The organism is Microbacterium sp. A84 (assembly GCF_051842815.1).
Lineage (GTDB): Bacteria > Actinomycetota > Actinomycetes > Actinomycetales > Microbacteriaceae > Microbacterium.
Genome location: NZ_JBPXMS010000001.1, coordinates 1,432,051 through 1,451,343, shown reverse-complemented (window position 1 = coordinate 1,451,343; position 19,293 = coordinate 1,432,051). Strand labels below are relative to the sequence as shown.

The 19,293-nt window shown below is 65.4% G+C and carries 16 protein-coding genes; 12 read left to right on the top strand and 4 right to left on the bottom strand.

What is annotated here, in order from left to right:
* Positions 1 to 3: 3 nt before the first annotated feature.
* Positions 4 to 903, bottom strand: a complete 900-nt coding sequence (locus ACSU04_RS07085; RefSeq protein WP_439288891.1) for an NAD(P)/FAD-dependent oxidoreductase — start codon at positions 901 to 903, stop codon at positions 4 to 6.
* A gap of 67 nt (positions 904 to 970) precedes the next feature.
* Between ACSU04_RS07085 and ACSU04_RS07080 the strand changes: the two genes are divergently transcribed.
* The 6 genes from ACSU04_RS07080 to ACSU04_RS07055 all read left to right on the top strand — a co-directional run bounded on the left by ACSU04_RS07080 (position 971) and on the right by ACSU04_RS07055 (position 6,355).
* Positions 971 to 1,363, top strand: coding sequence for a MerR family transcriptional regulator (locus ACSU04_RS07080; protein ID WP_439288890.1), 393 nt, complete (start codon positions 971 to 973; stop codon positions 1,361 to 1,363).
* 55 nt (positions 1,364 to 1,418) lie between these two features.
* Positions 1,419 to 2,069 (top strand): TlpA family protein disulfide reductase, encoded by a 651-nt coding sequence (locus ACSU04_RS07075; RefSeq protein WP_439281391.1) that lies wholly within the window; start codon positions 1,419 to 1,421, stop codon positions 2,067 to 2,069.
* The gene (locus ACSU04_RS07070; RefSeq protein WP_439281390.1) at positions 2,066 to 2,818 is read left to right on the top strand and encodes a cytochrome c biogenesis CcdA family protein; all 753 of its coding nucleotides are present in this window, start codon (positions 2,066 to 2,068) and stop codon (positions 2,816 to 2,818) included. Before ACSU04_RS07075 ends, ACSU04_RS07070 begins: the two co-directional genes overlap by 4 nt.
* Positions 2,799 to 4,595 carry a cytochrome c biogenesis protein ResB gene (resB, locus tag ACSU04_RS07065; RefSeq protein WP_439288889.1) on the top strand — a complete coding sequence of 599 codons (1,797 nt, stop codon included), beginning with the start codon at positions 2,799 to 2,801 and terminating at the stop codon, positions 4,593 to 4,595. The genes ACSU04_RS07070 and resB overlap by 20 nt, the downstream gene beginning before the upstream one ends.
* Positions 4,596 to 4,604: 9 nt before the next feature.
* Positions 4,605 to 5,597, top strand: a complete 993-nt coding sequence (ccsB, locus tag ACSU04_RS07060; RefSeq protein WP_439288888.1) for a c-type cytochrome biogenesis protein CcsB — start codon at positions 4,605 to 4,607, stop codon at positions 5,595 to 5,597.
* Between the two features lie 95 nt (positions 5,598 to 5,692).
* On the top strand, positions 5,693 to 6,355 hold the full coding sequence (locus ACSU04_RS07055; protein ID WP_439288887.1) for a response regulator transcription factor: 663 nt from the start codon (positions 5,693 to 5,695) through the stop codon (positions 6,353 to 6,355).
* A 47-nt stretch (positions 6,356 to 6,402) separates the two neighbouring features.
* Here the strand turns inward: ACSU04_RS07055 and ACSU04_RS07050 are convergent, their stop codons facing one another.
* Entirely contained in the window at positions 6,403 to 7,971 is a 1,569-nt protein-coding gene (locus ACSU04_RS07050; RefSeq protein ID WP_439288886.1) for an SLC13 family permease, read from the bottom strand.
* Positions 7,972 to 8,064: 93 nt separating this feature from the next.
* Between ACSU04_RS07050 and ACSU04_RS07045 the strand changes: the two genes are divergently transcribed.
* The 6 genes from ACSU04_RS07045 to ACSU04_RS07020 all read left to right on the top strand — a co-directional run bounded on the left by ACSU04_RS07045 (position 8,065) and on the right by ACSU04_RS07020 (position 14,329).
* Entirely contained in the window at positions 8,065 to 9,726 is a 1,662-nt protein-coding gene (locus ACSU04_RS07045) for an AbgT family transporter (protein WP_439288885.1), read from the top strand.
* A gap of 53 nt (positions 9,727 to 9,779) precedes the next feature.
* Positions 9,780 to 11,288 carry a leucyl aminopeptidase gene (locus ACSU04_RS07040; RefSeq protein ID WP_439288884.1) on the top strand — a complete coding sequence of 503 codons (1,509 nt, stop codon included), beginning with the start codon at positions 9,780 to 9,782 and terminating at the stop codon, positions 11,286 to 11,288.
* A gap of 25 nt (positions 11,289 to 11,313) precedes the next feature.
* Positions 11,314 to 11,754, top strand: a complete 441-nt coding sequence (locus tag ACSU04_RS07035; RefSeq protein WP_439288883.1) for a hypothetical protein — start codon at positions 11,314 to 11,316, stop codon at positions 11,752 to 11,754.
* Positions 11,751 to 12,041 carry a hypothetical protein gene (locus ACSU04_RS07030; protein WP_439288882.1) on the top strand — a complete coding sequence of 97 codons (291 nt, stop codon included), beginning with the start codon at positions 11,751 to 11,753 and terminating at the stop codon, positions 12,039 to 12,041. The genes ACSU04_RS07035 and ACSU04_RS07030 overlap by 4 nt, the downstream gene beginning before the upstream one ends.
* Before the next feature lie 73 nt (positions 12,042 to 12,114).
* Positions 12,115 to 12,660, top strand: a complete 546-nt coding sequence (locus ACSU04_RS07025) for a hypothetical protein (RefSeq protein WP_439288881.1) — start codon at positions 12,115 to 12,117, stop codon at positions 12,658 to 12,660.
* Positions 12,661 to 12,667: 7 nt separating this feature from the next.
* Positions 12,668 to 14,329, top strand: a complete 1,662-nt coding sequence (locus ACSU04_RS07020; protein WP_439288880.1) for an alpha/beta hydrolase — start codon at positions 12,668 to 12,670, stop codon at positions 14,327 to 14,329.
* A 134-nt stretch (positions 14,330 to 14,463) separates the two neighbouring features.
* On the opposite strand, the gene ACSU04_RS07015 is transcribed toward ACSU04_RS07020, so the two are convergent.
* Positions 14,464 to 16,470 carry a YhgE/Pip domain-containing protein gene (locus ACSU04_RS07015; protein ID WP_439288879.1) on the bottom strand — a complete coding sequence of 669 codons (2,007 nt, stop codon included), beginning with the start codon at positions 16,468 to 16,470 and terminating at the stop codon, positions 14,464 to 14,466.
* Positions 16,467 to 19,286, bottom strand: coding sequence for an MMPL family transporter (locus ACSU04_RS07010; RefSeq protein ID WP_439288878.1), 2,820 nt, complete (start codon positions 19,284 to 19,286; stop codon positions 16,467 to 16,469). Before ACSU04_RS07010 ends, ACSU04_RS07015 begins: the two co-directional genes overlap by 4 nt.
* Between the last annotated feature and the right edge of the window lie 7 nt (positions 19,287 to 19,293).

Genomic DNA, 19,293 nt, shown 5'->3' with positions numbered 1-19,293 from the left:
AGCTCACGCGCTCAGTTCCTGGACGACGAAGGCCGCAGCAAGTTGGCCTGCGGCTGCAGCCTGAATGACGGATGCAACGGGCCCCGGCATCGTCGCGCGGTGAGCGAGATCACCCGCGGCGAAGATCCCGGCTACGGAAGTGTGCCCGAAGTCATCGATCTCGATCGCACCGCTGGATAGCATCTGAAGTTCTAACTGCGCGGCGAACGGAGAGTGCTGACGGATCGATCCGGATGCGAGGAACAACCCGGCCAACTCGGTGTCGGCCCCGCCGGAGGTGACGATCACACCGCCGTCTGCCCCTGCTCGCACCGAATCCACGATCTCGGCGGCGACACGTGCGCCGCCTGCCTCGAGAATTGCCCGCTCGTCGTCGGTCACTGCGGTTTCGATGGGGAACACCGTGATTCCGCCGACCACCGGACCCAGCAGGGCAAGGAGGTGCCCCGACCGAGGACCGGCGCCGATGATACCGATCTCGGCACCGTGGAACTCGTGGCCATCGCAGAACGGGCAGGCGAAAGCATGGTGACCCCAGAGGTCATTGAGCCCAGGAACAGCCGGGAGTTCATCGGTGACACCGGTCGCGAGGATGATCCGCCGCGCACGCTCGACTTCTCCGCCCTCGAGCGTGACCGTGAAGTCGTCTGCAACCCCGGCGATGCTCTCCGCCACGGCAGTCCTGAACGTCACATCGGAATAGGCCGTCAGCTGCGCGCGGGCCCGCGCGCGGTGTTCTGCTGGGGCAGTACCGTCGTCGCCCAGCACATTGTGCATATGAGACACCGGGCCGTTTCGGTACTGTGCGGAGTCGAGCACGAGCGTGCTGCGATGCATCCGTCCGAGCGTCAGCGCGGCCTGAAGTCCTGCGGGTCCGGCGCCGATTACGATCGCGTCATACATGGGTGGAGTCCTCTCTGATCTTGTGTTCTCGATCATTCTGTGACTTCATGTCAACATGAAGTCAAGTGTGTCGCGTTCATGGTCCGTCGGCGAGGTCGCGGAGAAGTTTGAACTGCCCACCAATGTGCTGCGGCATTGGGAGGCGGTGGGGCTCCTGCGTCCCGAAAGAGATTCGGCCGACCGTCGACGATACGGCGAGGAGGACATCGTGCGCATCGCGGTGATCAAACGGAGCAAAGACGCGGGGATGACCCTGGAGCAGATCGCGGTGCTTCTGGATGACGGCCGCATGGGGCGCCACGAAGTGCTCTACGCACACCTCGCAGATATCGATCGGCGGATGGTGGAGATGCAGCGCTCGCGGGAGATGACCGAGCACGCGCTGCGGTGCAGCGCCCACGACATCACCACCTGTCCGAGGTTCAGGGCCGGGGTTGATGACGTGCTCGCTCGGTTCTGAGAGGCCCGTCGATGCGTCCAGATCACCCATAGAAACGCAGGCTTAGACTGATGATGTGCCACTCGCTTCGACGATTCGACCGATTCGCGACGGCCGCCTCTCCCGCACTCGACGTTCGCGTCGTGTGGCCGGAGCCGCGTTCGCCGTGCTGTTCGCCGTCGCTCTGACCGCCTGCACCGCAGATCCGGTCGCCGAGCAATTTCTCGAGGGTGATGACAAGGGATACATCTCGGCGGAGTTCACGGTCGTGGAGATCGCGCCCGACGATCGAGGCGCGCCGGTTGAGTTCGGCGGCGTCACGGAATCCGGCGATGAATTTGACAGTGCTGACATCGCCGGAGATGTCACGGTCGTCAACTTCTGGTACGCCGCCTGCGGCCCATGCCGGGTTGAAGCGAAAGACCTCGAGTCGGTCTGGCAGGAGTATGAGGGCGACGGAGTTTCCTTCGTCGGCGTCAACACCTACGACCAGCCCGACACCGCACGTGCCTTCGCCGAAGAGTACGGCGTGACGTATCCGAGTCTCATGGACGTTGACAATGGCGATGCGAAGCTCGCCTTCGCCACAGTCACGCCGATTCAGGCGACCCCGACCACGCTCGTGCTCGACAAGCAGGGTCGCGTCGCGGCCCGCATCATCGGACAGCTCAAGGGCCCATCGGTCCTCTCCACGCTCGTCAAGGACGCGCTCGCGGAGAGCGCGTGAACACAAACGAACTGATCGGTTCCGGCGCACTCTGGCTCGCGATCCCTGTTGCGATGCTCGCCGGTCTCGTGTCGTTCCTTTCGCCGTGCGTGCTGCCGCTTGTGCCCGGTTATCTCGGCTTCCTCGGTGGTGCGGTGGCGCCGCGTGGCGCTTCGACCGGTGCCTCGACCGGACGGGGACGCCTTGTGCTCGGCGTGCTGCTGTTCATCCTCGGTTTCAGCGTGGTGTTCATCGCGTTCACCGTGATCGGCGGCACGGCTGCCGTGTTCTTCTTGCAGTGGGGTGAGTTGATCACCCGCGTTCTGGGTATCGTCATCGTCGCGATGGGTCTTGTCTTCCTCGGACTGTTCGGCTTCGCGCAGCGGGAGTTCAAGTTGCACGTCAACTCGAAGACCGGCCTCATCGGTGCGCCTCTCCTGGGGTTTGCCCTCGGGATCGGATGGGCGCCGTGCATCGGACCGACGCTGGCGGCGATCACTGCGGTCTCGTGGACGCTCGGCGATCCGGTCCGGGCGGGCTTCCTCGGCCTGGCATACAGTCTCGGTCTCGGCATCCCGTTCCTGCTCGTTGCTCTCGGTTTCGGCTGGGCAACGAAGACGATCGGGTTCCTGCGCCGTCACATCCGCATCGTGAACATCATTGGCGGCGCCATGCTCATCCTGCTCGGCGTTTTGATGATCACCGGATTGTGGACCGACATCATGTCGCGACTCGGGGCGGTGATGGGCAGTGTCATCCTCCCGCTCTGATTCCGGCTCTGATTCCCGCTCTGATCTCAAGAACAAGGATGCTGTGAACAGCGACGTCTCCGACCCTCTGCGCCCGTCTGACCACATCGACGGAGACGGCGGCGGCATCACCCAGCCGAAACTCGGCGTCATCGGATGGCTGCGGTGGGGCTGGCGTCAGCTGACCTCGATGCGCACCGCGATCATCCTTCTCCTGGTGCTCGCGATCGCGGCGATCCCCGGCTCGATCTTCCCGCAGCGGATGGCCGACCCGAACGGCGTCACCCAGTGGCAGACCGACAACCCCGACCTTTTCCCCGTGCTCGATGCGATGAACCTCTTCGACGTGTACCTGTCGCCGTGGTTCTCGGCGATCTACCTGCTTTTGTTCATCTCGCTGGTCGGATGCGTGATTCCGCGCATCAAGCACCATCTGAAGGCGCTGCGCGCGCGACCCCCGCGGACGCCAGCGCGACTGCAGAGACTCGAAGACCACCGCGAGGTCACACGCCCCCTGCTCCCTGAGGCGATCGAGGATGCCGATGCCGAGGCATCCCGCTCGATCGATGTCGCGCAGAAGCAGCTCAAAGCGCTCGGCTATCGCGTCGAGCGCTACGACAGGGGTCGCACGTACTCTGTTTCGGCCGAGCGCGGCTACTGGCGCGAGACCGGCAACCTGATCTTCCACCTCGCACTCGTCGGGGTGCTCCTCGTTGTCGGTATCGGCGGCAGCTTCGCGTACACAGGGCAGCGCGTGATCGTCGAGGGGCAGACGTTCGTCAACACGCTGCTCGACTACGAGTCGATGAACCGTGGGCGTTTCGTCAGTGACGACGCGCTCAGCCCCTATGCGGTGACCCTGGACTCGTTCGATGTGACGTACCAGGAGTACGGCTCCGCGGCATCCGGTCAGGCAGGTAACTTCTCGGCCAACGTGTCGGTGCGCGAGAACGGTGAAACCAGCGAGGATGCCGTACGGGTGAACCATCCGCTGGGTGTCGCCGGCGACAAGATCTACCTGCTCGGCAACGGCTACGCGCCCACGCTCACCGTGCGCAATGCCGAGGGTGACGTCGTCTACAGCAACTCGGTGCCCTTTCTGCCGCAGGACAACAACATGACCTCGCTCGGGGTGATCAAGGTGACCGACGGGATGCCGCAGCAGCTTGGCATCGCAGCATTCTTCTACCCGAGCGCGGCCGAGCTCGACACCGGTGCCTTTACGTCCGCGCATGGTGATCTGCTGTCGCCGCTGCTGACTCTGGACGTCTACGAAGGAGACCTCGGCATCAACGAGGGAACGCCTCGCTCGGTGTACGTGCTTGAGACGGGGGAACTCACGAAGCTCACCGGTCGCACGACAGACGTCGCGTCGATCGAACTGCAGCCCGGTGAGACGGCGGACCTGCCCAACGGGCTCGGAACGATCACATTCGAGGACGAGGCGCCCGCCGACGCGACCAACTACAGCCAGTCGGTCAAGCGCTTCGTCTCGCTGCAGATTCACCACGACGATTCGGCCGTGTGGGTGCTCGTGTGCGCCCTGCTCGCTCTTGCCGGACTCATGCTCGCACTGTTCGTGCCTCGCCGCCGGATGTGGGTCAAAGCGATCGTCGCGGATGACGCTGTGCACCTTGAATATGCCGGTCTCGCCCGCGGGGAAGACCCGACTCTTGCCTCCGCCGTTGACGATCTGGTCGCCGGTCACGCACGGCTGCTCGACGTCGGCCGTGGACCCAGGGCACTCTCCGATCCTGTCGAAGTGACTGACCCCTCCGACGAAGACACTCGAAAGTAGACTGGCATCATGCTCGACTTGGACTCCCTCTCGATCCTGTCCATCTGGACGGCGATCGCGATCTACGCGGCAGCATTCATCGCTTACGCGTTCGATCTCGCGCGCCGCTCTGAGGTCACCTCGGATGCTCGACTCGAGCGTGAGACGGCGCTGGTCGGTGCGAGTGCAGCCGCTGGTGCTGTTGCAGGCTCGGGTGTGGCGACAGCGGGCGCAGCGTCCACCGAAGTGGCCACACCTCGCTACGTGATGGCGCGGATTGGCACCACACTCACCGTGCTGGCATTCGTGTTCCACCTGGCGGCGACCGTGCTGCGTGGCATCGCCGCAGAGCGCGTGCCGTGGGCGAATCTGTATGAGTTCGCGATGATCGGCACACTGTTGGTCGTGCTCGTTTACCTGCTGGTGCTCACCCGCATCGATCTGCGATTCCTCGGCACATTCATCACGGGTCTTGTCATCGTGCTGATGGGTGCTGCCGCAATCAGCTTCTATGTCGGTGTCGTGCCGCTGATGGACCCGCTGAAGAGCGTGTGGCTCGTCATCCACGTCTTCGTGGCGTCGCTGAGTACGGCATTTTTCGCGCTGGCCTGCGGCCTGTCGGTACTGCAGCTGATGCAGGAGCGTCGTCAGCGTCGTATCGCCGAGAACGCCGAGAAGCCCGGCGCGGCATTCCTGCGCACGCTTCCGACGGCCGACCGGTTGGAAGGCATGGCGTTCCGCTTCGCGATCGTCGGTTTCATCCTCTGGACCTTCACGCTGATCGCCGGCTCCATCTGGGCTCAGGATGCCTGGGGTCGCTACTGGGGCTTCGACGTCAAGGAGACCTGGACCTTCATCGTCTGGGTGCTCTACGCCGGATACATCCACGCTCGAGCGACTCGCGGCTGGCGCGGCAACCGTTCAGCGTGGTTGTCGATCGTCGGTTTCACCGCCGTGATCTTCAACTTCACGATCGTCAACGTCTTCTTCAAGGGTCTGCACGCGTACTCCGGCCTGAGTTGATCGTCGAGGGTGTGACCGTCTGTGACGGACCGCCCCGTCGTGCCCTTTCCTTGGCGTACCGTCCCCTGTAGATTCAGCGCAGGGAGAGAGGTAACGTGCGAGTCAGCGCAGGGAAGCCCAGAACGCCCATTCTCGTTGGAATCGTCGAAGATCATCCGGCGATGCTGTTCGGGACTGTCGCAATTCTGAACAACACCACGGATATTCGCGTCGCGGCGAGCGGAGCGGCAGCGGCCGACATCGTCGCCCGCGCCAGGCGGCTCGATGTGGTGCTACTTGACCTGTCGCTGTCCGATGGTACTGACCCGGCATCCAACGTTCGCACTCTTGCACCGTTCGGGACGAGCATCCTTGCCTACACCTCCGGTTCTCAACCGCATCTCATCCGCGAGGCGGCGCGAGCCGGAGCGGCCGGGATGATCCACAAGTCGGCGCGGATCGAGGTCATCATCGACTCGGTGCGCAGCGCCGCCCGCGGCCAGACCATCGCATCCCCGAACTGGGCCGCCGCTCTCGAATCCGATCGCGACTTCGTCTCAGCCCATCTCAGCCGACGTGAGGCAGAGGTGCTATCGCTGTACGCCTCGGGCGAGACGGCCGAGCGCGTCGCGCACGCCCTGTTCCTGTCCCGGGAGACCATCACCGATCACGTCCGACGCATCCGCGTGAAGTACGCGGCCGTCGACCGCGCCGCGCCCACGAAGGTAGACCTGTTCCGCAGGGCCGTCGAGGACGGGCCCGTACCGCAGGATCGATGACCGAAGGCCAATCAGCAGGAGAGCGGCTCGGCAGGAGAGTGGCCAGGTCAGTTCGTGAACGGCCAGATCAGGGGCACATAGAACACCGCGACAGCGAAGAACAGCACCATGAGCGGAAGGCCGAGTTTGGCGTAGTCGCCGAAGCGGTAGCCGCCTGCTTCCATCACCATCAGGTTCGCGGGCGTGGCGACGGGGGTAAGGAACGCGGCGGCTCCGGCGATCGTGAGCGCCATCATGAACGGCTGCGGGGAGACATGCATCGCCACGGCCAGCGCCACCGCCACCGGGGCGACGATGAGCACCGTCGCAGTGTTGCTGATCAGCTGACCGAGCACCAGCGTGATGAGCACGATGACGGCGACGGCGGCGTAAGGCCCGGCATCCCCGAGCATGTCTCGCAACCCCTCCGCGATGAGTCGGGCCGCCCCCGTCTCCTCGAACGCCGTGGCCAGCGGGATCATGCCGGCGACGAGGATCACGGTCGTCCACGAGATCGCGCGGTAGGCCCGAGTGATCGAGACGACGCGCGTAAGGATCAGTGCGCCGGCCGCCAGGAGACCCGCGATCGCCGCGGGAACGACGCCCGTCGCGAGCAGGATGATCATCGCGACGAGGATCACGAGGGTGCGCTTCGCGCCCGTGCCGAACGGGACGGACCGCCGCAAGGTGTGCGGTGCGTCGACCACGAGTACTTCGTCGCGCTTTGCCGTGTGCCGTTGCAGAGCGTCCCATGGGCCGTCGAGCAGGAGTGCGTCTCCTGCTCGAAGGTCGGTTCCCGTCTCATCGAGTGACTCATCGCCCCGGCGGACGCCCAGCACAATGAGATCGCCGCTGGGGGTGCTCATGCCGGGGAAGACATGCAGGCCGATCAGGGATGAGCGCGGTGGGACCACGACCTCCGCAACGCCGCGACTCGATGACATCAGGGTGCGATCGGAGTCGATCTCGTAGTCCGTCCGCAGCGTCGTAGCGAGTTGTTCGAGATCGATCGGTGCGGTGGCCGGGGTGCGGTCGGGCAGCAGCCGTGACCCGAAGAGCAGGATGATCGCCAGAGTGCCGACGAGCAGCGGGAGCCCGGCGAGAGCGAACTCGAAGAAGCCGAACTCCCGACCTCCGCTGTCCGCGGCCATGTCGGAGACGATGATGTTCACCGGCGTACCCGTGAGCGCCAGCATGGATCCGGCGTGCGCCGAGAAGGCGAGCGGCATGAGCATCAGCGATGGACGGATGCCGGCGCGGGCGGCGACCATGACGACCAGCGGTAACAGCGACGCCACCGAGCCGTTGACGCTGATCACCGCAGTCAGGAGGGCGGCCAGCAGGCCGATGGTGAACAGCAAGCGGGTCTTGTTCGTGCCCGTGCGGTTGATGACCTCGTTGCCCGCCCACGCGACGATGCCGGTGGACTCCAGCGCCTCGCTGACCACGAACAGTGCGGCGATGAACAGCACCGTCGGATCTCCGAAGCCCGCGAGCGCGCTACTGAGATCAAGAATGCCGAAGAGGTAGAGGGCAATCGATACGCCAACGGCCACGATGCCGAGCGGTACTCGATTCGACACGAAAGCGATCACTGCGCACAGCAGGATGACAAGCGTCGTGACAATCGGATCCATATCCCTCGACGATAAGGGGCGTGTAGCCGGCCGGCATCCCCACTTCTGGGGGGATGGGTTGCAGGCGGGATCGTGCGTCACGATTATTGGGGCATGACTGCTGACAAGGCGTTGAGTACCCCGGATGCCGAGAGCAGGGGGTTTTTGAACTGGATCGAGAAGGTCGGCAATAAGGTGCCGAACCCGACGATCATGTTCGTGTACCTGATCGGCATCATCGCCGTGCTCTCCGCGATCCTGTCATGGGCCGGTGTCTCTGTCACGGATGATGTGGTCACACCTGTGCCTCGCGATGAGTTTTCGCAGATCAACGAGCACCTGGGCGGCACGTGGAGCATCTACGACTCGACCACCGGCGAGCCGGCAGAGGTCCCCGATTACATCGTCGAGGAGCGCACCTTCGACGTGCAGAACCTCCTCTCGGTTGAGGGCGTACGTTACTTCTTCAGTTCCTTCGTCGACAACTTCGCTGGCTTCGGCGTCGTCGCCGTCGTGCTCATCGCGATGGCCGGAGTCGGCGTCGCGGAGCACGCGGGCTTGATGGGTGCGCTGATCCGTCGGGTCGTCAAGGTCGCGCCGCCGCGGTGGCTGGCGTTCATCCTGATCTTCGTCGGCGTGCTGTCTTCGGTGGCGACGGATGCCGGATATCTGATCCTTGTGCCGTTGGCCGCGGCCGCCTTCCTCACCGTCGGGCGAAATCCGCTCGCGGGTCTCGCCGCCGCGTTCGCGGGTGTCGGCGCGGCGTTCGGGGCGAACCTGCTGATCACGCCGAGCGACAGCATGCTCACCGAGATCACGAATGAAGTTCTGACCTCGGCGGGCATGGAGCCGATCGAGGTCACGCAGAACTTCTACTTCGGGATCGTCTCATCGTTCCTGCTGGCAGCAGTCGCGCTCCTGGTCACCGTGTTGATCACCGAGAAACGGCTGGGCGCCTACGACAGGGCGGATCTCACTGTCGTGGACGATTCCGCCGACGTTGATCACGACGCCGAGAGACGAGGCTTGAAGTTCTCGTTCTGGGCGATGCTCGGCTTTGTGGTGTTGATTCTGGCGCTGATACTTCCTCCCGGGGCGCCGTTGCGCGACCCGGAGACCGGCGACATCATCGGCACGACACCGTTCATGGCCAGCTTGGTCTTCATCATCTCGCTCGCTTTCCTCGTCTGCGGCGTCGCCTACGGTGCCGGAGCGAAGACCCTCCAGGGCGGATCTGCGGCGGTCGAAGCCATCGGGAAGACCTTCGCGAGTTTGGGCGGGCTGTTGGTGATGTTCCTGATGATCGCCCAGTTCATCGCTCTGTTCAACTGGACGAACCTGCCAACTGTCGCCGCTGTCTCCGCAGCGGAATTGCTGCAGCAAGCGAACGTTCCGGCGATCGTGCTGCTGCTCGCATTCATCGTGGTGATCGTGATCCTGGACTTCATCCTTCCCGGGCTCGTACCGAAGTGGGTCATCTTCGCGCCGGTGTTCATCCCGATCTTCGCCTCGCTCGATGTGGCCCCGCAAACACTGCTCGCCGCCTACCGGGTCGGCGATTCGCCGGTCAACGTACTGACGCCGCTGATGGTCTACCTGCCGTTCATGGTGACCGTAGCCCAGCGGTACAAGAAGGACGCCGGTATTGGCACGATCATCGCCCTGATGATCCCGTACGCACTCTGGATGTTTCTCGCGTGGACGGCGCTCTTTATCGTCTGGTTCTTGCTCGGCATTCCGTGGGGGCCGGGGTCCCCGGTCGAATTAGTCGGCTGATCCGCGTCGCGACCATCCGCAGTTGAACGCATTCGAACTGAAGGAGCAGACTCATGGAACGCAGCCCCAACAAGGTGATTCCGGCGGATCTCGCCACGATGCCGGGTCTTGACGCACTCGACGCCGCCGAGATCGTGGTCGGTGAGATCGGTTCGGATGTCGAAGCGATCGGCGTCGGCGTGTACTCCGATGGTGACGTGCCCAGCGAGCTCGGCTTCGATCGCGCAGCGCTCGAGGATGCCGGGTTCACCGCATCCGAGGGCAGCACGCTCGTGCTCCTGCGCGCAGGTCAGGCAGACCTCGTCGCCGTCGGCCTTGGTGCGCGCAGTGACGTGGACGCCCGCGTGCTGCGGGACGCGGCAGCGGGGCTCGCCCGTGCGGCGTCCCGGCGTTCCCGCCTCGGGCTGCGCATCGACGACCTCGCTGAGGTGGATCCGGCTACGGCCGTACGCGCGCTCGCCGAGGGTGCGCTGCTCGCGCGGTACCGCTACACGGTTCTAAACAGTTCATCGAAGCACGTGGGACTGAACTCGCTGACGATCGATATTCCCGGCGGCACGGATGCATCCGTCGCCGAGGCCCTCGCGACTGCGCGCGCGGCCGTCGTCGCGCGTGATTTGGCGAATACCCCTCCCGGGCACCTCACCGCCGTCAACATGGGCGAGATCGCCGTTGATCTCGGCGCTCGGTTCGGTTTTGAGGTCGAGCTTTTCGACAAAGCTGCGCTCATTGAGCTTGGCTGTGGCGGGCTGCTCGGCGTGAATCAAGGCTCCACGGAGGAGCCGCGAATGATCAAGCTGACCTATGCGCCGTCGGGCGCCACCCGTCACCTGGGCCTCGTCGGTAAGGGCATCATGTACGACTCCGGTGGTATCAGCCTGAAGCCGAGCGACCCGATGCACCTGCTGATGAAGATGGACATGGGCGGTGCGGCCGCCGTGCTCGGAGCGTTCGCGGCGCTACGCGATCTGGGTGTCACGGCGAAGGTCACCGGCTGGCTGGCATGCACCGACAACATGCCCTCAGGTACGGCCTACAAGCTCGGCGATGTGCTTACCACCCGCGGCGGAACGACGATCGAGGTGAAGAACACCGATGCCGAAGGGCGTCTCGTGATGAGCGATGCGATTGTTCTGGCCAACGAGGACGGCGTCGATGCGATCATTGACATCGCCACCCTCACCGGCGCAGCCCTGGTCTCGCTGGGTGCGTCCACGGCTCCGGTGTTCGGCAATGATCAGCGCACGGTCGATCTGGTGCGCGTGGCATCCGATGCCGTCGATGAGCAGGTCTGGCAGCTTCCGCTTGAGAAGAAGTACCGCAAGCAGCTCGATTCCGATATTGCGGATATTGCTAACCTCGGCGGTCCGTTCGCGGGAGCGACCACAGCGGCGCTGTTCCTGGAGCACTTCGTCGGCAAGACGCCGTGGGCGCACATCGACATCGCCGGTACCATGCAGACGGAGAAGGATGACTCGTGGCGAACTGCGGGAGCGACCGGCTTTGGCGCACGCATCCTGCTCGAATCGGCGCGCACGTTCACGTCGGCGGAGCACGCATGACGGTTTTCACCTACAGGAGGAACCCATGACAACGTCTGTATATATCGGGCCGCTCAGCTTCACCGTTCTGGCGGTGCCCGCCGGCGCGGATCTCACAGATGCCGTCGGCGATCTGCAACGGCTGCATGGATCGAGCACGATGGAAATTCTGGACGTCGAGGTGATCGAACGGGGTCCAGACGGGACGGTGAGCCGGGCCTCTCTGGCGGACGATGGCGCCGCGGCGGAATTCGGCGAGCTGTCCGCTGTCGAGACCGAGCTACTGGATTCCGAAGATATCGCGCAGATCGGTGTGGAACTCGAGCAGGGCGAACGTGCCCTGGTCATCGTTTATGAAGACCGGAACCTGGCAACCGTCGGTGACCGGATCATCGCCCTTGGTGGCCGCGAGGTCTGGTCCGGTGGTATTGATGTCAGTGACTTGGATGCCGATGGCGATGGCGCCTCGGTGGAGGAGGAATCATGAGTCTGCTACGCACCGCGGCCCGCGCATCCGTCGCGGCACGAGTGGTCGGCAATGTGCAGCGTCGGCAACGGGGCCAATGGGCGGCACAGGATGCAGCCGCTGCCGCAGCGGCGCAGCCACTTGCGCCTGCGCCCGTGGCGCCCGCACCTGTAGCGCCTGCACCCACGGGTGCTGCCACGCCGACTGACGAGATCATGCGAGCGAAGCAGCTACTGGACGCCGGCGTGCTCACGACAGCCGAGTTCGAAACTCTGAAGCAGGCGGCGTTGGCTAAGGCTCTGGGATGAAAATGCGCGCGGGTGATGGTGCTGTCAGCGGCGGTGCTTCGCCCCTAGAGTCCCTGGCGGGAATGGCGCGGACGTGGAATCCGATCAACCGGTGAGCCCATCCTCAGGGGTGACGCCGGACACAGTTCGGCCGGTCGGCATCGGGGCACTCGCGACATCGGCTGGAGGCGTATACGGACTGATCATCGTCGCCGGAATGATCGTCGTCAGCAGCAATCTGAGCGACGACACGGGTGCGGCATTTCTTTCGGTCGTCGCCACGCTTCTGGTCTTCTTCGCGGCCCACGTATACGCTGCGGCGGTGTCGTGGATGGTGAGCCCAGGGGGCACGAGACGTGGATTGGGTGAGGCGTTCCGGCATGGCCTGCAGGATTCAGCAGGCCTGCTCCTGATCAGCGCGATCCCGCTCGCCGTGTTGGCGCTTGGAGTCGTCGGCCTCCTCCGCGATACCGACGCGGTCTGGCTCGCTCTCGGAACGGACGTGCTGCTGTTGGGCGCCCTCGGCTGGTTGATCGCGGCGACGCGCACCGACAGCATCTGGGCACGACTCGGCGGCGCGCTGCTTACGGCCGCGTTCGGCGGCATTCTGATCGCCCTCAAGGCGCTGGTCCATCATTGACGCGACCGTGAACACCTCAACGACTGACACCACGCCGACCGCGATCGCCCGCCGTCGGCACTGGTGGGCTCTCGACCCCGGCGGGTCGATCGGTGGGCTGTTTCTTGCGATCCTTTCCGTAACACCGTCGCTGCTGCCTCGGCCGTCGCTGTTCCAAGGCGCGATCGCGGCCATCGCTTTCGGGCTCGGGTACATGCTCGGTGTCGCGGTCTGGGCGATCCTCCGCCGGTTCATGCCCTGGCGCCCGAGCCGAACAGCGCAGCGCGCACTATGGATCGTCTATGCACTGCTGTGGCTCGTCGCGCTCGGCGCACTCTCGGTGCTGTCTTTCGCCTGGCAGAACGAGGTGCGATCACTGGTGGAGATGCCGCCGCTGCTCGGCATCGATGTGGCGGCATTCTTGCTCGGTTTCTTGCCTGTTGCGGTGCTTCTGGTCACGATCGGCAAGGGAGTTCGGCGACTGCATCACGCGCTTCGCCGAACCTCCGGTGCTGTCGTGGGTCTGCTGGGCACGCTGACCGTTGTCGCCGCGGCGCTTGGCGCACTGGTGCTGGCGGTGATGATCGCCGTAGACGGGATCTACCTGAATCTCAACGGCGATGCGGAAGCGGATGCTGTGCAGCCCGCTTCCACCTATCGGTCTGCGGGTGTGGAGTCGGCGATCGGCTGGGACACCCTCGGTAGGCACGGGGCGAACTTCGTCGCCGGCGGTCCGACGGCATCCGAAATCGAAGCGGTGACCGGCGAGGCCGCCCTCGAACCGATCCGCGTATACGCGGGGTTGGAATCGGCACCGACGGCCTCCGAGCGAGCGGCCCTCGTGGTCGCTGAGCTCGAACGGACGGGCGCATTCGAGCGATCAGTGCTGGTCGTGGCGACCACAACGGGATCCGGCTGGCTCGAACCGCAGACGGTCGACGCGCTCGAATATCTGCACGCGGGCGACACCGCAATCGCCGCGCTGCAGTACGCCTACACGCCGAGCTGGGTGTCGTTCCTGTTCGATGCGGATGCCCCGGTCGAGGCCGCGGGGTCGCTCTTCGATGCAGTGTACGAGCATTGGATTCAGCTCCCGGAGGACGACCGGCCCATGCTCATCACCTACGGGCTGAGCCTCGGCGCGCACGGTAGCCAAGCGCTGTTCGACGATATCGACGATGTGCGTGCACGGACAGACGGGGCGCTGTTCGTCGGCAGCCCGAACGGGTCGGAGCTGTGGCGGACGCTGCAGGCATCTCGCGACCAGGGGAGTCCCGCATGGCAACCCGTACTGAACGACGGTAGCCAGGTGCGGTGGCTGTCGAAGCTGGGCGACGAACAGGCGCTCACTGGTGAGTGGTCCGAGCCACGGGTGCTCTATTTGCAGCACGCGACGGATCCGGTGACGTGGCTGGGCCCCGAACTCATCTGGAGCCAGCCGGAATGGCTGGACGCGGATCAGCGTGGTGCCGACGTCAGCCCGTCGATGCGATGGATACCGGGAGTCACTGCGGTGCAGGTGGCCATCGACATGCTGATGGGGGAGTCGGTGCCGGCGCGCCATGGGCACAACTTCGGCGACGTCATCACCACGGGGTGGCGCGAGGTCACCGGTGATGCGGGTCTCGATGCGGCGGCCATCGCCCGCATCCAGGCGATCATCGAAGCCATGAGCGTGGAATCGGACTGATCGGTCGGTTCGGGTCGGGCCGTGCCCGACCGCGGCTGATCCCGGCCGCGGCAGGTGGCGCACGTTGCCGCCTCGCCCGCCCGGATGCGGCAACCCGCGACCCCTGCCGACGGTAGATCGTACTGCAGCGGATGCTACGCCGTGGCGAGCACCGCCTTCGTCGAGGTCGTGCGACGCAGCGCCACCACGATCGTCGTGACGACGATCGACAGCACGCCCCACACGATGAGGGCTGCGATTGCGCTACCGTTCGCGGCGATCAGCCCGGTGAATGCCGGCGCGGTCGGCAGCGCGCCGCCGATTGAGGCAAGCCAGCCTGGCACCGTCGAGATGAGGCCGGTGGCCACCGCGATGACGCCGACCAGCGCGCTCACCCAACGTCCGATTCCGCCGAACAGTGCGACGAGCGCCTGGTTCACTGCGGCGAACGCGATGCCAGCCAGCACGGCTGTGCCGGCGAAAGGCCACCATGCCGCGGCATCGTACTGAGCCACGATCTGAACGATCACCGCCACGAGCACTCCCTGTCCTGCCCCGATCAGTGCTGCCGGCGCGAAGGCCTTGAGTGTCAGCGCAGCGGACGAACGACGCGAGGTCAGCGTGCGTGCGGTGTATGCGCGCATCACGATGAACGACGCGAGAGCGCCGAACCACAGCACCACAGCCGCGAGCAGCGGAATAGCCGTCGGACCGAAGATCGTGTTTGCCTGAGTGTTCGACGCCACGGGGTTGGCGATGACGGATGCCAGAGAAGTCGATTCCGCGTCGTCAAACGAGGGGAGCGACTCGGATGCCGTCCGCAGCCCACCGGCGAGGTCTCCGGTGCCTGTCGCCAGAGTGTCGAGGCCGGTGGCGAGTTCGCTCGCGCCCTCGCCCAGAGCGGTCGCTCCGCTACTCAGCGAGTTCGCGCCGCCGCTGAGCGAGCCTGCTCCGCTGCTGAGCGCTGCGGCGCCGGAGGCGGACTGATCGATACCGCCGGCAAGCTGACCCAAACCGTCAGCCAGCGTGGTCGCACCCGTTCCCGCAGCGCGCATCTGCCCGGCGAGCTCCTGTGAGGCCGCCGTATCGAAGGCAGTCAGCCCGCCGGCAGTGCCGGCCGCGGCCTGTGCTGCCTGCCCGGCAGCACCCTGCAGTTCGGGCAGCGAGCCGGTGATCTGCGCAAGCCCCACGCACACCGGGTCGGTCGTTTCACGGCCGACGCAGGCGGCCTGCAGTCCGCTCAGCCCCGTGGCCAGCTCGTCGATGCCGCTCTTGACGCCGGCCGTCGCCTGCTGGGCGCCGTTCGCCGCGGAGAACAGTTCGTCGGGGACGAGCCCGTTCTGCTCGAGCGCAGCCGCCCCATCCGTCAGCCCTGTCCCCAGCGTGCTGGCCCCAGAGCCAGCCTCGCGAGTCTTGGCCGAGAGGGTGCCGAGCCCTGCCGACAGCTCTGATGCGCCGGAACCCAGCTCCGTCGCGCCGGATGCGAGCTGCGTCGCCCCGTCCGCGATCTGCGTGGCGCCGCCCGGAAGCTCAGCCGCGCCATCCGCTGCCGATCGAGCGCCAGTCGCGAGCTCCAGCGCGCCGGACGCCGCCTCACCGATCTGGTCGCCGATCGTGGTGAAGCCGACCAGCACGTTCTCCAGGGTCGCCTCCGACAGCATCGTCCCCATGGTGGATGCCGCAGCATCCGCAATCTGCCCGGTGATGAGATCGTCCGCGACGAGGCCGTCATCCGGCGTCGTCACGTTGATCACTGCTTGCTCGGCGGTGCCTCCGCCGTCAGAGATCGCCTGACCCGCCGACGTGGCGGATGCCGAGAACTCGGCGGGGATCGTGATGACGGCCTGGTAACTGCCGTCGGCAAGGCCCGCAGTGGCATCCGCCTCGTTGGAGATCACCCAGGTGAGGTTGGAGTCCAGGTCGTCAGAGCCCTCCACGAGCCCGGCGGTGAGCTGGCGTCCGAGCGGGGTGTACTGATCATTGATCGTGACCGGCTCATCGAGGTTGACGATCGCAGCGGTCATGCTGTCGAGTCGATCGGTCGGGTTCTGCAGGGCAGCGACCAGGACGCCGCCGATCAGGGCAGGCAGCAGCAGCACACCCAGCAGTGTCAGCCAGGAGATGGGCTTACGGGAGCGAGCCCGTTCAATCGAGAGGGTCATGCGTTCACCTCAGAGGAATCGTCGTGAATCGAAGTCGAAGCAGTCGAAGCAGTCGAAGCGGCGCTGTGCCGTGCCGAAGCGTCGAGTATCTCGGCGGCGGGCCAGGAGGCCTCCGTCAGGATGATGCGGGCGAGACCCGCATCGGATGCGGTGGCGAACACGGCGAGCGGGCGAGACGCCGCAGCATCCCGAAGCATCGCCGTGGCCTGATCGCGCTGGGCGCCGGTGAAGCGGTCGACGCCGTCGATCACAACAAGCTTCGACTTTCCGCGCAGCGCTTCCTGCAGATCGAGCAGCGCGGCATCCGCGTCATCCACCAGTACACAGCCGACGTGAGCACGCACCCATGCGGCGCGTCCTGGCAGCAGGTGCCCTGCGACGCGCAGCGTGCCGGCATCGGGGGTGAGTCTGCCGGCGATTGCCAGTGCGAGCGCACGGCGCGTGCGGGCATCGAGGTCGGTGACGACGACAGCCTTGCCGGGGGCGACGCGCAGCGTGATTGCTTCGATGGCCGGAGCATCCGCGCTGAGCACGAGGTCGTCCGCGGCGACGATCGAGCCGTCGCCAGGCCATGCCTCGAGGTGTCGTTCGCGTTCGACGGCTGCGCCCTCGATGTCTACGCTCGGAAGGATCTTCTCCAGCCAGGCAGGGATCTGCCACGCGCGTTCGCCGAGGATCGCCATGAGAGCGGGGATGAGGGTCATGCGCACGAGGAACGCATCGATCGCGATGCCGGCGGCGAGGCCGAGAGCGATCGGTTTGAGTGAGGAGTCGCCCTCCGGCACGAACGCCACGAACACGGCGAACATGATGAGGCCTGCGGCCGTGACGACCTTGGCTGAACCGGTAAAGCCCGTGCGGACGGCGCGGAGAGCGGCAGCCCGACGAGCCGCGCGGTCAGGCGATTTCGAATCGGCATCGTGCACGAAGTCCTCGCGCATGCGGGAGACGAGGAACACCTGGTAGTCCATCGCGAGCCCGAACAGCACGCCCATGAGGATGATCGGCATGAAGCTGATGATCGGCCCCACCTTCGCGACATGCAGGACATCGGCGAGCCAGCCCCATTCGAAGACCGCGCCGACGACGCCGAATGCGGCGATGATCGAGAGCAGGTACCCGAGTGCTGCGGTGATCGGCACCCAGAGCGAGCGGAACACGATCGTCAGCAGGATCAGCGACAGACCGATCACGAAGATGCCGAACGGCAGCAGCGCACCGCCGAGCTGATCTGAGATGTCGATCGCGACAGCGGTGAAGCCGGTGACCTTCACATCGATGCCGAACTCTTCGAGCCATTCATCGTGGTGTGAACGAATCTCGCGCACGAGATCGCTGGTTGCCGGGTCATCCGGTGCGGTCTCCGGAATCACCTGGACGATGCCGGTGTCGGCGGTCTCGTTCGGCGTGGCGAGGGCCACTTCCTTCACTCCGTCGATTTCGGCGACCGCATCGCCGAGATCTTCCATGAGTGCCAGCGGATCGGTCGAGGTGACGATCGTGCCCGTCAGGACGAGAGGGCCGTTGAACCCAGGGCCGAATTCGTCTGCGACGAGGTCGTAGCTCTGTCGGGCTTCGTCGTCGTGGGCGAGCACGCCGGCGTTCGGCAGTGCGAGGTTGAGGCTGAGAGCGGGGATCGCGACGATGCCGAGGCCGATGACGACGGCGAGCGAGGTGAGTACCGGATGCTTCGTCACTCCGCCGACCCAGCGTTCGCCCATCGATCCATTGAGGGGCAGGCCGGGGCGGGTCTTCGCTTCCTTGCCCTTCTTGGGGGCCTTCACCTTCTTGGGGCGTCCGACGATCCGTCCCTTCATGAACCCGAGCACGGCGGGAGTCAGCGTGACCGCGATCGCGACGGCGATCGCCACGGCGACGGACGCCGCGATGCCCATGGTCGTCAGGAACGGGATGCCGGCGAAGCCGAGCCCGATCAGTGCGATGAGCACAGTGATGCCGGCGAACACCACAGCGGAACCGGCCGTACCGACAGCGCGAGCCGCAGACTCTTCCGGGTCAACGCCCTCGCGCACCTGGTCCTGGTGTCTGGCCATGATGAACAGGGCGTAGTCGATGCCGACGGCGATCCCCAGCATCAATGCGAGCAGCGGGGTAGTGGATGACACACTCGCGAAGGCCGTGGCGGCAAAGATGCCGCACATCGAGATGCCGACGCCGAGCATCGCGGTCAACAGGGGGAGTCCTGCGACCACGAACGAGCGGAAGGTGACGATCAGCACGAGTAGTGCGATCACGAGGCCGACGGCTTCGGTGAGCGTCACGCCGGGGATGGAGATGGCGAAGAGATCGCCACCGAGTTTGAGCTGCGATCCTTCTGGGAGCTCCGTCGCCAGGGCATCAACCGCTGCGGTGAGCGTGTCCTTCGTCTCGTCGGAAACGTCGGTGGACTGACCGTCGAACTGCAGCTGCACGATGGCCGCCGTCTCGTTCTCGTTGATCATGCCCGTGATCATCTCGTCGTAGGGCGATGTGACCGCGAGCACCCCGTCGAGGTCGGCGAGCTCGTCGACGGCATCCTCAATCGGCTCGCGGTAGGCGTCGTCAGTGATCGAATCGCCGTCGTCGGCGACCACGATGAACTGCGCGTTCGTGCCGCTCACCTGGGGGAAGGAACGCGCGAGTTGCTCCAGGCCGTCCTGTGACTCAGTGCCGGGGATGCTGAACGAGTTGTCCGTGCCCTGATTGAGCGCGAGGGCTCCGCCACCGGCCGCGGCCAGGATGATCAGCCAGGCGACGAGTACCCGCCAGGGGTGCACGAATGACCAGCGTCCGAGCGACGACAGGAGTGTGGACACAGAATCC

Excerpts from the sequence above, each read along its gene's own strand:
- ACSU04_RS07040 (WP_439288884.1), top strand. The coding sequence starts at position 9,780 with ATGGAACGCAGCCCCAACAAGGTGATTCCGGCGGATCTCGCCACGATG.
- ACSU04_RS07085 (WP_439288891.1), bottom strand. The coding sequence starts at position 903 with ATGTATGACGCGATCGTAATCGGCGCCGGACCCGCAGGACTTCAGGCC.
- ACSU04_RS07030 (WP_439288882.1), top strand. The coding sequence starts at position 11,751 with ATGAGTCTGCTACGCACCGCGGCCCGCGCATCCGTCGCGGCACGAGTG.
- ACSU04_RS07035 (WP_439288883.1), top strand. The coding sequence starts at position 11,314 with ATGACAACGTCTGTATATATCGGGCCGCTCAGCTTCACCGTTCTGGCG.
- ACSU04_RS07015 (WP_439288879.1), bottom strand. The coding sequence starts at position 16,470 with ATGACCCTCTCGATTGAACGGGCTCGCTCCCGTAAGCCCATCTCCTGG.
- ACSU04_RS07045 (WP_439288885.1), top strand. The coding sequence starts at position 8,065 with ATGACTGCTGACAAGGCGTTGAGTACCCCGGATGCCGAGAGCAGGGGG.
- ccsB (WP_439288888.1), top strand. The coding sequence starts at position 4,605 with ATGCTCGACTTGGACTCCCTCTCGATCCTGTCCATCTGGACGGCGATC.
- ACSU04_RS07050 (WP_439288886.1), bottom strand. The coding sequence starts at position 7,971 with ATGGATCCGATTGTCACGACGCTTGTCATCCTGCTGTGCGCAGTGATC.